9 protein-coding genes are annotated in these 15904 nt (G+C 75.1%); 7 read left to right on the top strand and 2 right to left on the bottom strand.

Features of this window, described 5'->3' with window-relative positions; translation table 11 throughout:
* Nucleotides 1–204: 204 nt before the first annotated feature.
* Nucleotides 205–780 (bottom strand): GNAT family N-acetyltransferase, encoded by a 576-nt coding sequence (locus G011_RS0126300; protein WP_013154447.1) that lies wholly within the window; start codon nt 778–780, stop codon nt 205–207.
* Nucleotides 781–952: 172 nt separating this feature from the next.
* Nucleotides 953–2053 (bottom strand): peptidoglycan recognition family protein, encoded by a 1101-nt coding sequence (locus G011_RS0126295; protein WP_019611069.1) that lies wholly within the window; start codon nt 2051–2053, stop codon nt 953–955.
* Nucleotides 2054–2256: 203 nt separating this feature from the next.
* Here G011_RS0126295 and cobC point away from each other — a divergent pair, with 203 nt between their 5' ends.
* The 7 genes from cobC to G011_RS0126260 all read left to right on the top strand — a co-directional run bounded on the left by cobC (nt 2257) and on the right by G011_RS0126260 (nt 15777).
* Nucleotides 2257–3282: an Rv2231c family pyridoxal phosphate-dependent protein CobC gene (gene cobC, locus G011_RS0126290; protein WP_036553138.1), complete on the top strand. Its 1026-nt coding sequence runs from the start codon at nt 2257–2259 to the stop codon at nt 3280–3282.
* A gap of 360 nt (nt 3283–3642) precedes the next feature.
* The gene (cobT, locus tag G011_RS0126285; protein ID WP_026338682.1) at nt 3643–6663 is read left to right on the top strand and encodes a nicotinate-nucleotide--dimethylbenzimidazole phosphoribosyltransferase; all 3021 of its coding nucleotides are present in this window, start codon (nt 3643–3645) and stop codon (nt 6661–6663) included.
* 215 nt (nt 6664–6878) lie between these two features.
* Nucleotides 6879–8159: a uroporphyrinogen-III C-methyltransferase gene (gene cobA, locus G011_RS0126280; RefSeq protein WP_026338681.1), complete on the top strand. Its 1281-nt coding sequence runs from the start codon at nt 6879–6881 to the stop codon at nt 8157–8159.
* Nucleotides 8160–8229: 70 nt separating this feature from the next.
* On the top strand, nt 8230–10125 hold the full coding sequence (locus G011_RS0126275) for a dynamin family protein (protein WP_019611066.1): 1896 nt from the start codon (nt 8230–8232) through the stop codon (nt 10123–10125).
* A complete protein-coding gene (locus G011_RS0126270; protein ID WP_019611065.1) occupies nt 10122–12530 on the top strand; it encodes a GTPase in 2409 nt (802 codons plus the stop codon). Before G011_RS0126275 ends, G011_RS0126270 begins: the two co-directional genes overlap by 4 nt.
* Nucleotides 12531–13091: 561 nt before the next feature.
* Nucleotides 13092–14468: a GGDEF domain-containing protein gene (locus G011_RS0126265; protein WP_019611064.1), complete on the top strand. Its 1377-nt coding sequence runs from the start codon at nt 13092–13094 to the stop codon at nt 14466–14468.
* Between the two features lie 85 nt (nt 14469–14553).
* Nucleotides 14554–15777, top strand: a complete 1224-nt coding sequence (locus G011_RS0126260) for a DUF4192 domain-containing protein (RefSeq protein WP_019611063.1) — start codon at nt 14554–14556, stop codon at nt 15775–15777.
* The last annotated feature ends 127 nt before the right edge of the window (nt 15778–15904 follow it).

The raw sequence follows: 15904 nt of genomic DNA, 5'->3' as shown, positions 1-15904 counted from the left end.
TGTCCGTTCGTGCGGCAGCCGCTGGGCACGTCCGGCGCGGCCCCGTACGCTCCGCGACCGCGACGCGGCCCCGTCCGCCTGTCCCGTGCGCTCCGCGACCGCGGGCCGGGGGCGTGCGGCCCCGGCCGCGTGCCCGGTACGACCGGTGTGACCGGGGCGCTGCCCGATGCGGCTGGGGAGCACGGTGCGGACGGGGCGCGCCGGTCAGCCCAGGTCGCCGGGGAGCAGGCTGTACACCGCCAGGTCGGCACGGCCCTCGTGCAGCGGCATCGCGCTGCGTTCGACGCCCTCCAGGCTGAACCCCGACCGCTCCGCGACCCGGCGCGACCCGGTGTTGCCGGTGGCGGCCTTGATCTCCACCCGCTGGAAGCCCTGGTCCAGCGCCCACCGGGAGACGGCCACGGCGGCCTCCGTCGCGTACCCTCGGCCGCGGCCCCACGGCGAGACCCAGTACCCGACCTCGGTGTTCATCGAGGCCCACACGACACGCACCAGGCCCACCGAGCCCACGAGCCGCTTGGACTCCCGCTCGACCATGGCCCACTGCTGTCCCTCACCGCAGGTACGCAGGGCGGGGGCCACCTCACAGCACCACCTCTCGGCCTCCTCCCGGGTGTAGGGCACCCCGGGAAGGGGGAGGGGGAGCCAGCGTTGGAGTTCGGCGTCGGTGCAGGACGCGTGTACGTCGTCGACGTCGCCCTCGACGAACGGGCGCAGCCGCAGGCGCTCGGTCTCCAGGATCACTGACGGCAGTATCGGTCTGTCTTGTGCGATGGTCACGCCTCTCCCCTCGGGTCGGAGTGCGCTCACGATACGCGCAGAGTCCGAGTGCGGCACCCGGGTTTCTCCACGAGCCCCGAGGGGCGGGTGGTACCGCCCCGACCAGGGAGTACCCGCCGGCGCGGCGGTGGACCGCGTGCGGACCACGGCTCCGGCGGGCACCCCCGTCCGCCTAGGCCAGGCCCGCGATGACGCGCTGGCGGACCGCGCTGTCGAACACCTCGGAGAAGGCGTTGCCCGGGCACTCGGTCTCCAGCCAGTCGCGGTGCCGGGAGATCGCGTCGCCCGGCGTGACCACGCCCGTGCCCGGGTTGACGTACTCGATCCGCCCGGCCGGGTCCACGCCGGTCACCGCGCACAGCACGCGCAGCACGTCGACCAGGGAGTCCTGCGCCGCCCGTGTGGGCAGCTCGTCGGTGAAGTCCCCGAGCAGGCACACGCCCACGTTGCCCTGGTTGAACCCGTAGGCGTGCCCCGCGGTCACCGACTCGGCCCGCCCCGGCCGCGGGATCCCGGAGAAGACCGGCACGCCGTCCTCGCCCGAGTGGCGGCCCTCGTAGACCACCCCGTCGGGGTCGATGAGCAGGTGGTAGCCGATGTCCCCCCACAGCTGCTGCACCGCGTGCAGGTAGTACACCGCCCGCACGTCCGCCGCGTGGTCGTCCCCGGTCGGCATCGCGGTGTGGTGCACGGTCAGCGCCTGCACGGGGTGGAACTCCGCCTCCCACAGATTGTCGCCCTGGTCGTCGAAACGCCAGGACTCGTCGGCGCCCCAGCCCGCGCGGGTGCGGAACGGGACGCTGGTCCGGCCGCGCAGCCTATCGGAGGCCTCCGCGGACAGCGACGCCTGTGCGGGGCCGCCGAAGCGCAGCCCCTCTCCGTCGCGCAGGTTCACGGCCGCGGTCTCCCCCCTCGAACGCACCTCGTAACCGGTGGCGCCCTCGGGCGCGCGCACCAGCGCGGCGGCGACCGGGTCCCGGTCGTCGCGGCCCCCGGTGTGCAGGTGCACCGGGTTCCACGAACCCAGGCCGTCGGCGGTCTCGAAGCGGACCGCCGCGTCGGCCTCTCCGGGGTCGCCGGTGACGGCCACCATGTCGAAGCGCAGGTCGGGGCGGACCAGCCCGTGTGAGGCGGAGGGCTCCGCCAGCACGCGGGGGACCATGCGGTCGCCGCCGGTGTCGGCCAGTGCGGGGCGGGCGGAGGGGAGTGCGGTGCCCAGCGCGGTCAGTCCCGCGGCGGCGGTGGCACCGGCCAGGAGGGTACGCCTTCGCATCGTGTGTCCGTTCTCTCGGATCGGGCGGGGGAGGGCCCTGAGGGTGGGAACGCGCACACCCTGACACAGGGCCGTGAGCCGCGCCACCAACGGCACGTCCGAATATGTGGCGAAGGCACCCCCTGTTATCAGGAAGGGCTGCTGATGCCGTATGGTGCGATGTTTTTCCTGCGAAGAAAGGAACATACGGGGTGGGGGAGTACATGGACGCGGCCTACGACCTGCGCCACCACGGTGACGCCGAGGTCGGCGGCGGGCTGCTCGACCTGGCCGTCAACGTGCGGGGCCGGACGCCGCCCGCCTGGCTGGGGCGGCTCCTCGCCGACTCGCTGACCGGCCTGGGCGCCTACCCCGACCCCTCCCGCGCGCGGAAGGCGGTCGCCCGGCGCCACGGACGGGAGCCGGGCGAGGTCCTGCTCACCGCCGGGGCGGCCGAGGCCTTCGTCCTCCTGGCGCGGGTCCTGAACCCCCGGCGGGCGGTCGTCGTGCACCCCCAGTTCACCGAGCCCGAGGCCGCCCTGCGCGCCGCCGGGCACGCCGTGGACCGGGTACTGCTGGAACCGGACTTCACCCTCGACCCCGGACTGGTCCCCGAGGACGCCGACCTGGTCGTGGTGGGCAACCCGACCAACCCGACCTCCGTGCTCCATCCCGGATCGGTCCTGGCCGACCTGGCCCGCCCCGGGCGCGTGCTGGTCGTCGACGAGGCCTTCGCCGACTGCGTTCCCGGCGAAACGGAGTCGCTGGCCTCCCGCGGGGACCTGCCGGGTCTGGTGGTGGTGCGCAGCCTCACCAAGACCTGGTCCCTCGCCGGGCTGCGCGCCGGGTATCTGCTCGCCGAACCCGACCTGGTGGCCAGGTTCTCCGAGGCACAGCCCCTGTGGTCGGTGTCCACGCCCGCCCTGGTCGCGGTGGAGGCGTGCTGTAGGCCGGAGGCCCTCGCCGAGGCCGACGCCTGGGCGACGTCCCTGACCGAGCACCGCGACGACCTCGCCGCGGGCCTGCGCAACCTGGGCCTGCGGGTGGTACCGGGAGCGCGGGCCTCGTTCCTGCTGGTCGCGGACCCCGAGGCGGACCGGTTGCGGGCCCGCCTCAGGGAAGGGGGGATCGCCGTCCGGCGCGGTGACACCTTTCCCGGCCTCGGCCCGGAGTGGTTCCGGGTGGCGGTCCGCGAACCCGCCGTCCACCGGGTCCTGACGGACGCGCTGGGGGAGTTGCTCGCCCGGTGAGGCGCGTCCGCGTACGGGGGCCGTGCGCGCGGACGACCGCCGGAGCCGGCGCGCGTTCCCGGGGTTTTCGGCCGCCGCGCCGTCTGGACCGAGCCCGTCGCCGGGGCCGGAGCACGTCCACAGGGTTCCGGGCCTCGGCCGTGTTTCCCGCGTCTGGCCTGTTCCCGGAGCCAGCGCGCACCCGCTCGGTCTCTGGCACAGTTGGTGATGACTCGGGAGCTCCGGCGGCCGGGTCGGTACCGGCCGCCCCGGGTCCGCGGGACCCGTGCGGGCGGCACGGAAGCGGCGGACTACGCTTACCGGTCTATGCCGGACGAGGCGGAGACGGGCCCGTCACAACACCTCTTGCGTGGAGCGATCATGACCAGAGACGACCGCGAGGACGCCCGGCGCGGCGAGGAGGGCGGAGCCGAGCCGTCCCGCTGGAAGGGCGGCAGACCCGCCTCGGGAGCCGGTCCCCGCCTCGGCGGCCTGTTCGACGGGCTCCCCGAGAGCGGGCGCGGCGCCCGGGTCCAACCCCCGCGCGGCTCCTCGGGCACGGCCAACCCGTTCCGGCAGCGGCCCCGGCCCCCCGCACCGGCCGACCCCGCGCCGCGGGTCCCCTCCGCCCCGGTCTCGCCCTACGGCGCGCTTCCCCTGGACATCCCCCCGGCCCCGCGACCGGAGGCCGAGCCGGTGGTCGAGTCCGCGGCGGACGCGCCGTCGCCGACCGGGTCGCCGCACCGGCCCGACGTCATCCCCTTCCGCGGCGGCGAGCGCCCCACCGGGAGCGATGCGGCCAGCCCGGGAGCCGTGCCGAGTCCGGTTCCCGAGAGCCCCGAGAGCCCCGAGAGCCCCGAGAGTCCAGCGGACCCGGAGCAGGCCGGTCCCTCCGCCGAGTCCGAACATCCGGCGGGGCCCAGCGGTCCGGCCGAGCCGGAGCCCCCGGCTGAGCAGGAGCCCCCCGCCGAGCCGAAGCCCTCGACGGCGCTCGCGGACGCGGCGGCGCTCGCGAGGTCGGCGGTGCTCGCGAAGGCGGCGCGCCCACAGGAGGCGGCTCCCGCCCATCCGGTCACGTCCGTGCACACCGCGGCGCCTGCGCACGGCACGACGACCGCCCGAGCCGCCGCACCCGCCCGCCCTGCCACGCCCGCACGTTCGGCCGTACCCGTCCGTCCAGCGGCGCCCGTCCGCCAGGGCGCCCCCGCCCAACCGTCGGCGCCCCCGCGCTCCGCCGAACCAGTGCGCACCGCGGCGTCCGCGCACCCCGCCGCGCCCCCGAACACCGAGGTACCCGCCCGCCCGGACACGCCCGCACCCCCTGTGGCTTCCGCTCGCCCGGCCACGTCCGCGCCCCCCGCGGGGCCTGCCCGCCCGGCTGCTCCCACCCGTCCGGCGGTACCCGCACGCCCGGCCGCGCACCCCGCCCGGACCGTCCGCCCGCCCGGGACCACCGCCGACCCGCAGGAAGCGGGGACCGGGGACGCCGGAGCACCGACCACAGACCACGGACGCGCGGAACAGCACTCCGCGACCACCGAGCCGGAGCAGAGCATGCACGCACACGAACCAGCCGAGCCCCTGCCCAGGCCCACCGGGCCTCCTGTCCAGACCGCCCCCGAGCCCGCGGCCGTGTCCACCGCCCAGGTTCCCGAGCGGGCCGGCAACGGCTCCGTCCACGCCTACGGCGAGGCCGAGCGCGCCGCCGTCTACCGGGCCATCCGCGAACGCCGCGACGTCCGGACGGGCTTTCGGCCCGACCCCGTGCCCCACGACGTGCTCATCCGCGTCCTGGAGGCCGCCCACCAGGCCCCCAGCGTCGGCGACTCCCAGCCCTGGGACTTCCTGGTCATCGAGGACCCCGGCCTGCGCGCCCGCGTGGGCGACCTCGCCGCGGCCGAGCGCGAGGACCACGCCCACGCACCGCCGGGCGTCCGCGCCCGCGCCTTCGCCGGACTCAAGGCCGAGGCGGTCCTCGACGCGCCCCTCAACATCGCCGTCACCGTCGACCCCACCCGGGGAGGACGGCACGCCCGGGGCCGCCACGCCCGCCCCCTGAGCGCCGACCACGCCGCGGCGCTCGCCGTGGAGAACCTCTGGATCGCCGCGCGCGCCGAGGGCCTGGGCGTCGGCTGGCTCACCTTCGTCGACGAGCGCGACGTCGCCCGTGCCCTCGAACTCCCCGCCCACCTGGACGTGGCCGCCTACCTGTGCGTCGGCTACGTGGAGGAGTTCCCCGCCGAGTCCGAGCTCAGCCTCTCCGGCTGGGCCAGGGAGCGCCCCCTGTCCTGGGCGGTGCACCACGACCGCTACGGCCGCCGCGGTCTGCCCGGCCGGGAACCCACGAGCCTGCTGGAGGAGACCATCACCGCCGTCGGAGCGCTGGACACCCGCGCGATGGAGGAGGCCAGGGACCGCCAGGACCGGATGACCAAGCCGCCCGGCTCCCTCGGCTTCCTGGAGGAGGTCTCGGTCCAGCTGGCCGGGATCTCCGGGCAGTGCCCGCCGCCGATCCCCGACCCGGCCGCCGTCGCCGTGTTCGCGGGCGACCACGGTGTGCACGCCCAGGGGGTGACCCACTGGCCCCAGGAGGTCACCGCCCAGATGGTGCACAACTTCCTGGAGGGCGGCGCCGTCGTCAACGCCTTCGCCGCCCAGGTCGGCGCCGAGGTCACCGTCGTGGACGTCGGCGTGGCCGCGGACCTGCCCCGTGCCCCCGGCCTGCTGGCCCGCAAGGTCGCGCGCGGCACCGCCGACCTCACCCAGGGGCCCGCGCTCACCCGCGAGCAGACCCTCCAGGCCCTGGAGTGCGGCATCGAGGTCGCCCGCGACCTGGTCTCCGCGGGCAACCGCTGTCTGGTCACCGGTGACATGGGCATCGCCAACACCACCCCGGCCGCCGCCCTGGTGTGCGCCTTCACCGGAGCCGACCCCGCGCACGCCACGGGACGGGGCACCGGTGTGGACGACGCCGTGTACGCCCACAAGGTCGACGTGGTGCGCCGTGCCCTGGCCGCGCACCCCGTCGACCCGGCCGACCCCATCGGCACCCTGGCCGCCCTGGGCGGACTGGAGCACGCAGCCCTGGCGGGGTTCGTGCTCGGCGGCGCGGCCCTGCGCGTTCCGGTGCTGCTCGACGGGGTCATCGCCGGATCGGCCGCCCTGGCCGCCGCCGCGATCTCCCCGGAGGCCCTCAGCGCCTGCTTCGCCGGGCACCGCTCCAGCGAGCCCGGGCACAGCCTGGCCCTGGAGCATCTGGGCCTGCGCCCCCTGGTCGACCTGGAGATGCGCCTGGGCGAGGGCTCCGGAGCGCTGCTGGCACTGCCGCTGCTCCAGAGCGCGGCGCGCGTCCTGCACGACGTCGCCACCTTCGACGACGCGGGCGTCTCCACCGCCCCCTGACCTGGGGCGTCCCACCGTCCCCCGCCCGCACCGACCCCCGGTGCGGGCGGGCTCACACCCCCGGTGCGGGACCCGTTTACACCCGCGTAATACCTCTTTGACAAGGTACTTTTGGAGCAATCGCCGAACTATCGCCGGCGGCTGGCGGTCCTCCTCCGCCAGCACCCCGCCGTCGTCGCCGGGGACCGGCAAGGACGACCGAAGGGGCGCGACACATGACCTATCTCCTTGGTTTGCGCATGCGGGGACGCGACGTCCTCGTCGTCGGAGGGGGCAGGGTCGCCCAGCGGCGCGTCCCCGTGCTCATCGAGGCCGGGGCCCGCGTCACCCTCGTCTCCCCCGAAGCCTCGGCGGCCCTGGAGGACCTCGCCTCGGCCGGACGCCTCACCTGGCACCGGCGCCCCTACGCCCCCGGCGACGTCGCGGGCCCGGACGCCCCCGCCCACTGGCTCGTGCACGCCGCCACCGACGACCCCCGCGTCAACGCCGCCGTCGCCGAGGAGGCCGAGAACGCCCGCGTGTGGTGCGTGCGCGCCGACGACCGCCACGCCTCCTCCGCCTGGACCCCCGCCAGCGGCAGCGCGGCCGGGGTCACCGTGGGCGTCGTCGCCTCCGGAGACCCCCGCCGCTCGGCCGGACTGCGCGACGCCGTCGTCGACGGCCTCGCCGACGGCACCCTCGACGCCCGCCGCGGACGCGAGCGCCTGCGCGGCGTCGCGCTCGTGGGAGGAGGTCCCGGCGACCCCGGCCTGATCACGGTGCGGGGACAGCAGCTCCTCTCCCAGGCCGACGTGGTGGTGGTCGACCGGCTCGCCCCCACCTCCCTCCTGGACCGCCTGCCCGCCGACGTCGAGATCGTCGACGCCGCCAAGATCCCCTACGGCCGGTCCATGACCCAGGAGGAGATCAACGCGACCCTGGTCGACCGCGCCGCACGCGGGAAGTTCGTGGTGCGGCTCAAGGGCGGCGACTCCTTCCTCTTCGGCCGCGGCGGCGAGGAGGCCGCCGCCTGCGCCGCCGCGGGGATCCCCGTCATCGCCGTGCCCGGTGTGACCAGCGCGCTCGCCGCCCCGGCCAGCGCGGGCATCCCCGCCACCCACCGCGGCGTGGCCCAGGACCTGCACATCGTCTCCGCGCACGTGCCCCCCGGGGACGAGCGCTCCACGGTCGACTGGGCCGGACTCGCCCGCGCGGGCGGTACCGTCGTCGTCCTCATGGGGGTGGAGCGGATCGAGGCGATCGCCGAGGCCCTCGTCTCCCACGGCAGATCCGCCGACACCCCCGTGGCGGTGGTACAGGAGGCCACACTGCCGGGGCAGCGGACCGTCACCGGTACGCTGGCCACCATCGCCGCCGCGGCCCGATCGGCCGGAGTGCGGCCCCCCGCGGTGGTGATCATCGGAGAAGTGGTCAAAACAGCGCGGGATCTTGACATACTGCACACGGGAAACCAGTTCGAGACCCGTCGACTGGCGACCGGGCGCGATCTCCAGTGAGACCTCCGCCCGCGGCGTACGTCGCTCCGCGGCGGGAACCGTCAGCACCGATGAGGAGGGCACACCGATCATGACCCGGCCCTCGGCCGCACCGGGGACCAACGGTCCCGGCGCTCCGGACCGGTTCGGAACCGGACCGGCCGCCACCTCCGAACAGCCCGCCCAGGGCTCCGCACCCGCGCGCGAGGCGGACACCGCGGCCGTCAGCGCCCGACGGGGGCCCACCGTGCCGCTCGCCGCCGGACCGGCCAAGCACCGCGCCCCCCAACCCGAGGAGAACCACTTCGAACAGGTCCTGGAAGCACTGCGCAAGCACATCCGGGACCTGGAGTTCGCCGAGGGCCTGCCCAGTGACGAGGAGGGCCGCGCCCTCCAGGCGGACGTGCTCGCCCAGCTCTCCGACTACGTCCTGCCCCGGGTCCGCCGCCCCGACATCCCGCTGCTGATCGCGGTCGCCGGATCCACCGGAGCGGGCAAGTCCACCCTGGTCAACAGCCTGGTCGGCGAACAGGTCACCACCACGGGCGTGCGCCGCCCCACCACCAACAGCCCCGTCCTGGCCTGCAACCCCGCCGACGTCGACTGGTTCAGCGAGGCCTCCTTCATCCCCTCCCTGCCGCGCGTGCGCCAGCAGGGCCTGGCCATGCCGGGCAAGGACGGCATGCTCGTGCTCGCCGCCACCGAGGCCATGCCCCCGGGCGTGGCCCTGCTCGACACCCCCGACGTCGACTCCGCCGTCGCCGCGCACCACGAGTTCGCGGCCAAGTTCCTCGACGCCGCCGACCTGTGGGTGTTCGTCACCACCAGCAGCCGCTACGCCGACGCGCGCGTGTGGGAGTTCCTCCAGGTCGCCCGCGACCGCGACACCTCCCTGGCCGTCGTGCTCTCCCGGGTGCCGCGCAGGGGCAGGCGACAGCTCCTGGACCACTTCGGCGCGATGCTGGAGGCCAACGGCCTGGGCGCGGCCGCGCGGTTCGCCATCCCCGAGACCGACCAGATCCGGGGCGAGCGCTTCACCTCCAACGTCGCCGACCACATCCGCGACTACCTGGCGGAGGTCGCGGGCGAGGCCGAGCAGCGCGACCGCGTCTCACGGCGCACCTTCATCGGCGTCATCGACAGCTTCCGGACGCGGGTGCCCGAACTGGCCCGCCAGGTGGAGGCGCAGATCGAGACCGGGCGCACGCTCACCGCCGCCGTCGACGACTCCTACGCCGCCGCCCGCGACCGCGTCGACATCAGCCTGGCCGACGGCTCCCTGCTGCGCGGATCGCTGCTGGCCCGCTGGCAGGAGGTGGCGGCCGGGGGGGAGCTCACCAGGAGCCTGCGCCCGCGCGGCAGGCGCACGCGCCGGGGCGGCCGCGCCGAACAGGCCGAGCGCGGCCAGCGGGTCGGCGCCCTGGAGCGCGCCATCCGCGACGGCCTGGAGGCCCTGGTGGTCTCCACCTGCGAACGCGCCTCCGACGAGGTCGAGCGCAGGTGGCGCGAGGTCCCAGGCGGCGGCGACCTCGCCTCCAAGGCCCTCAACCAACCCGGCACCGGCCTGCTCTCACAGCAGATCCGCCAGGAGATCACCGAGTGGCAGCGCGGCGTCGCCGAGATGACCACCGCCAGCGGCGCCACCAAGCGCTCCGTGGCGCGGTTCGTCACCTTCGACCACGACGTCGTCGCCCTGGTCCTGATCATCGACCTGCTCGGTTACGAGCGGTCCCGCTCCGGAGGCGGCGCCCACGCGGCCGAGGCCTCCGGCCCTTCCCCACAGCGCCTGCTCAAGGGGCTGTTCGGCGCCCAGTCACTGCGTAGCATTGGCGCAGCGGCACGGGACGACCTGCGCCAGCGCGTCCAGGGGCTGCTCGACCGCGAGCGCGTGCCCTTCGACAGCGCCCTGGCGTCTGCCGCGATCCCGTCCGAGGACACCGCCGTCCAGCTCTACCAGGCCACGTACAACCTTGAGATTGCACGATGACGACTCAATGGAACCCCGCGCAGGCGCACGGGGAGCCCGGTGCGCACGCCCGCGCCGAGGACGAGGACCGCGAGAGCGGACAGAGCGCGTCCGGCGCCGGTGACGACGGGCGCCCCCGCGGCGACGCGGCGTCCGGGCCCTGGCGCGGGTACACCATGCCGGTGCCCGAGCACCCCGACCACGCCGTGTCCGAGGCGGGCTCCGAGGATCCCGCCTACGACGGCATCGCGGCCTACCCCGACCCCTCGGGCGCCGGGGCTCCGCACCGGGGCGTCCAGAGCGACCAGGGCGCTCCGCGCGGTACGGACGCGGAGCCGGAGGACCCGGCGCCGTCCCCCGCCGCGCAGCGGCGCTCTGGGCGCCACGCGCGGTCCCTCGCCGACAGGGAGCGCGAGGGGGCCCGCCGTCCCGCCGAGGACCACCACGAGGACCCCGACGGGCTCGCCGGATGGGTGGGCAGCCTCGCCGAGGCCGCCGACGACACCCGTATCGCCGGGCGCGCCACCGGGGCATTCCCGGTCGTCGGCCAGCAGCCCGAGGACGGGGGCGAGGACCAGGCGCCGCCCCGTGCGGGGGAGACCTCCCCGAAACCGGGTGGGCACGAGGCGTCCGAGGAGCCCGCACCGGCCGGATCCGACGCCGCGGAGGGGGCCGAACCGCTGCCCCGCCGCGTCCCCGGCCCCTCCGCGGTCTCCGGGGCCTTCCGCGCAGTGGGCGCCGACACCGCCGCCGACGCGGAGGAGGACGAGGAGTACCGTCCCACCACCCACGACACCTGGCACTCCACCCGCTCCACCACCCGGGCCGAGCTGATCGAGCGCCTGGACGCGCTGTCCACCCTCACCGAACTGGGCCGCGACGACCTGCCGCAGGAACTCGTCGCCCGGTCCACCCAACTGCTCGACCACGCCGGGGCCCGGCTGCGGCTGTCGGGCGACCACACCGTGGTCGCCCTGGCGGGCGGCACCGGCAGCGGCAAGTCCTCGCTGTTCAACGCCCTGTGCGGGCTCCAGCTGTCGCAGACCGGCGTCACCCGGCCCACCACCTCCAAGGCGCACGCCTGCGTGTGGGGCCACGAGGGGGCCGACGCCCTCCTGGGCTGGCTGGGCGTCCCGACCCGCTACCGCCACTCGCGCACCAGCGTCCTGGACACGGGCAACTCCGAGCTGACCGGCCTGGTCCTGCTCGACCTGCCCGACCACGACTCCGTCCGCAGCATGCACACCGCCGAGGCCGACCGCCTCATCGGCTCGGTCGACCTGTTGGTGTGGGTGCTCGACCCGCAGAAGTACGCCGACGCCGCGGTGCACCACCGCTACCTGGCCCAGATGGCCGGACACGGCGCGGTCACCGTCGCCGTCCTCAACCAGGTCGACAAGGTCGAGCCCGACGAGCTGGAGGAACTGCTCACCGACCTGCGCCGCCTGCTGGAGACGGAGTCGGGGGTGCACCCGCGGGTGATCACCACGTCCACGCTCACCGGCCAGGGCATCCGCGACCTGCACGAGTTCCTCGCCGAGACGGTGCGCGAGCGGCGCGCGCTGGTGGACCGGCTGGCCGCCGACCTGGACCAGGTGGTCGAGCCCTTCGGGGAGTTCCAGGGCGAGGGCGCGGTGCCCGAGGCGGTCCCGGCCCAGGTGCGCGCCCGCGTCCAGGAGGGGCTGGCCAACGCGGCCGGTGTGGCGGCGGTCGCCGACGTCACCGAGACCAACGACGTCCGGCGCGGCAGACGCCAGGTCGGCTGGCCGGTGGCCCGCCGCTCGCTGCGGCTGGGCAAGGACCCGCTCGCCGCGGTCCAGCTGGACTTCCTGCGCCGCGACAGCGGCAGCGGTGTGGGCGGCCCGGTGGACGCGCACGAGGCCGAGCTGGAGACCGCGCTGGGCGAGGCCGCCGACAGTATCTCGGAGGGCATGCCCCCGATGTGGCGCCGCCGCATGCGCGCCGTGGCCCGCGGCGCCGTTCCCGAGCTGCCCGCCGAACTGGGGCAGGCCGTGGCCGGGGCGGTCGGCGATCCCGACCGGAGCCCGTCGTGGTGGAAGGTCGCCCGTGCGGCCCAGTACGCGCTGCTCGCGGTCGCGGGCCTGGGCCTGGCCTGGGCCGTCGTGACCCTGTCGAGCTGGCTGGGCGGCGGCATCACCGGCCTGGTGATGTTCGACGACCCGGTGTTCGCCGCCTACTCCGGCGTCCTGGTGGTCGCGGCCCTGCTGGTGGGGTGGCTGACCGGGGTGGGCTGCGGCAACCTCGTCGAGGTGGCCGCGGTCCAGCGCCGCGAGGACGTGGAGCGCACGGCCTCCGCCCGGGTCCGGGAGATCACCGGGCTGCGCGTGGTGGAGCCCCTGGAGGCCGAACTGGCCAGGTACCGGGCGTTCCGGGCGGCCTACGAGGTGGCCAGGACGGCGGACTGACCCCGGGGCCCGGAGGGGCGCTGACGCCCCGGCCGGAGCCCCACCGCGTTTCCGAGGCCGGGGACGGGCGGCACCGCGCCGCCCGTCCCCGGTGATCTTCACTCAGCTGTAACGGGTTCTAGACCCAGACAGTGCCGTTGTACATGTGTGCTCCTTGTAGTGAGTGCCGTGGGGGCCCAGGCGTTCGGGGTGTCAGGCGGTCGACACGCCGTGCCACACAGTGGCTACCGTGGAGGGTCCCTACGGCAGGATGCCCTAGATCACCGCTGAGCCCAACCCCGTGAAAACCGGGTGCCCCGGCCGTAAGCCGTTACCCATGGAGATCACACAATCAGCAATTAAGTTATTACCCAACGTAATGTAAAGTGGAGCGTGTCGCGGGACTGACGTGCCGCGCCGCTGTCGGGCTCCGACACCCCGTTGTCGTAACCGACTGGCACCGTAAGGGAACGCGCGGCGAAACAACCCCGTCGAAGGGAGAACCGTGGGAGGCGGTGGACCCATCAGAGGCGGGTGTAGGAGTCGGACGGTGGAGAGCGATGTGAGGAGGGAGGCGCAACGGTGAGCATCTCTGAGAAGTCGATCGCGCCGGCCGGACGTCCTGAGGACGAGCGTCCGCGCTGGCCGATCCTCCAGCAGCCACGCGGACTGATCGTCTACATGGCTCTGCTCGTGTCCGCGACGCTGTTCCTGTTCGGAGGCGCGGTGGCGCTGACCGCCCCCGCGGTGATGGACCTGGTCACCCTGGTCGCGCTGTTGACGGGCGCCGTGCTCTGCGTGGAGGCGGGCCGCCGCCTCGGCACGCCGGCCGGGATCAACCGGGACTTCCTTGGGGCCTGGTGGTTTCCGGCGGTCCTCCTGCTGCCGCCGCTGTACGCGCTGATCCTCCCGGTGCCCGTCTTCCTGATGCTCCAGTACCGCACGCGCCGGGCGCTGCTCCACCGGCGGGTGTTCAACGCCGCCTCCATCGCCCTGTCCGGGTTCCTGGCCTCGGTGACCTGGCACTCGATCTGGGGCGGCGGCCTCGTCGACGGGCTCAGCGGCACCCCCGGCGCGCACGAGTACCTGACCACGGGCCCCGGGGTGCTCGTCGCCGTGCTGTGCTGCACGGGGTTCACCGTCCTCAACAACCTGCTCGTCGCGGTGGCCGCGCGGATCAGCAGCGGCCCCGGCCACACCCTGCGGCCCATGTGGGACCGCGAGGCCCTCATCGTGGACGCCGTCGAGTTATGTGTCGGCGTCACCGTCGCCATCCTCGCGCACCTGTCGCTGTTCCTGCTGATCATCGCGGTTCCCCCCGTGCTGCTGCTCCAGCGCAGCCTGATGTACCAGCAGCTCCAGATGGCCGCGCGGACCGATCCCAAGACCGGCCTGCTCAACGCCCCCACCTGGGAGCAGGAGGCGTCGGTGGAGATCGCCAGGGCCCGCTCCTCGCGGGGCAGGGCGGCGGTGCTGATCATCGACATCGACCACTTCAAGAGGGTCAACGACAACCACGGGCACCTGTTCGGCGACCAGGTGCTGCTCGGCGTGGCCACCACCATCGCCCAGCAGCTGCGCCAGTCCGACCTGCTCGGCCGGTTCGGCGGAGAGGAGTTCGTGGTGCTGCTGCCCGGCTCCGACACCGCCGAGGCCTGGCGGGCCGCCGAGCGCCTGCGCTCCCAGGTGGGACGCATGGAGATCGCGGTGGACGACGTGCCGGTGTCCATCACCATCTCGATCGGCGCGGCCGTCATCGGCGACCACGGCAACGACCTGGTGGAGCTGCTCACCGCGGCCGACCTCGCGCTCTACCGGGCCAAGGAGACCGGCCGCAACCGCGTGTGCCTGCCCGCCGGGCGCACCGGGAGCGGCGGCAAGATCCCGGGGCCGCGGGGAGGCGAGATCTCCGGTCACACGGATCCCAAGGACCCCACCGAGCACACCGAACTTCCCTGACCCGCGGTTTCGTGGTCCGGCGGAGTTGTCCACAGCGCGAAGAAGGGCGTTGCGCCCGAACCGTCGGTTCACGCACCGTGAAGATATGCACTCTGACCAGCCGCACCACTCCCTCGGCCCCTCCGACCCCCGACGCCCCCTCGACTCCGCGCGGGCTCCCGACCGTCCCGCCCCGTCCGACCGTCCGACCGCGCCCGGGCGCTCCCCGGGCGAAGGCGCCCCCGTTCCCCCGCCCCGGAGCCCCGGCGGGCCGGGGCCGACCGGCCCCGCGGCGGCGGGCGCGGCCCTCACCCTCACCAACCCGACCGACATCATCGCGACCCTGCCCTACCTGGTGGGCACGCCGCCCGATCCGGGGATCGTGGTCCTCGCCGTGCGCGACAAGGGCGTGCACTCGGCGTTCTGCGCGGACCTGGAGCGCCTGGCCGCCTCCGGCGACCCGTTGGAACGCGCGGTCGTCCCCGTGGACATGGCCGTCGCGGAGGGCTGCACCGCCCTGGTGGTCGTGGCCTACGGGCCGCCCGAACGGGTCACGCCCTACGTGGACAGGATCCTGTCCGCCGCCCGGAGCCGCGGCCTGACCGTCGTCGACGCCCTGCGGGTCACCGGCGGCCGGTACTGGTCCTACACCTGTGCCAGGGCCGACTGCTGTCCGGTGGAGGGGACCGTGGTCAACGTGGACCGCTCCACCGTCCCGGCCAGCGCGGTCCTGCACGGGATCGTCCCGGTCCAGTCGCTCTCCGGGGTCACGGCCGAGATCGAGCGGGTGCGGGAGGTGCTGCGGCCCGTGCACGGTCCCGAACGCGCCGCGATGGACGTGGTCGCCGAGGAGGTGCAGGCGCGCGCCCGACGGCTCCTGGAACAGGGAATGCGGGGCTCGCTCACCGACCGCGGTCTGAGCGCCGTGCTCGCGGCGGTGCGGGCCGAACGGGCGGGCCGGGGCGTCACCGACCGGGAGGAACTGGCCTGGCTGGGGGTCTACCTGGGTGAGGTCCGGGTGCGCGACGAGGCGTGGGCGCGCATCACCGCCGAGGCGGCCCCCGCGCACCAGGAACTGTGGGCCCGGGTCACCCGCCACCTGCCCCGGCACCAGCGCGCGGCGCCCGCCTCGCTGCTGGCGGTCGCCGCCTGGCAGCGCGGGGACGAGCCCCTTGCCGCCGCGGCGCTGGAGGTGGCCCTGGCCGCCGATCCCGGCTACTCCATGGCGGTGCTGATGAGCCGGGCCCTGGCCTGGGGGCTGCCCGTGGAGCGCTGGCGGGAGTTCACGCCCCGCTGGCTGCGGGCGAGGAGCCAGCGGCCGCAGGAGTGAGGGGGCGCAGCCTTCGCGGGCGAGGCCGGGCCCGTCCGGCGGACCCCACCGCCCCGATCCGGCGGGACCCCGTACGGAACCGGGTACCGCTCCCGTGCGGAACGGGCCCCGCCTCGGCCGTGGGGCG

This window comes from Nocardiopsis sp. CNS-639, assembly GCF_000381685.1.
GTDB classification, from domain to species: domain Bacteria; phylum Actinomycetota; class Actinomycetes; order Streptosporangiales; family Streptosporangiaceae; genus Nocardiopsis; species Nocardiopsis dassonvillei.
The sequence above is the reverse complement of the archived record's forward strand: the minus strand, read 5'-3'. Positions and strand labels throughout refer to the sequence as shown.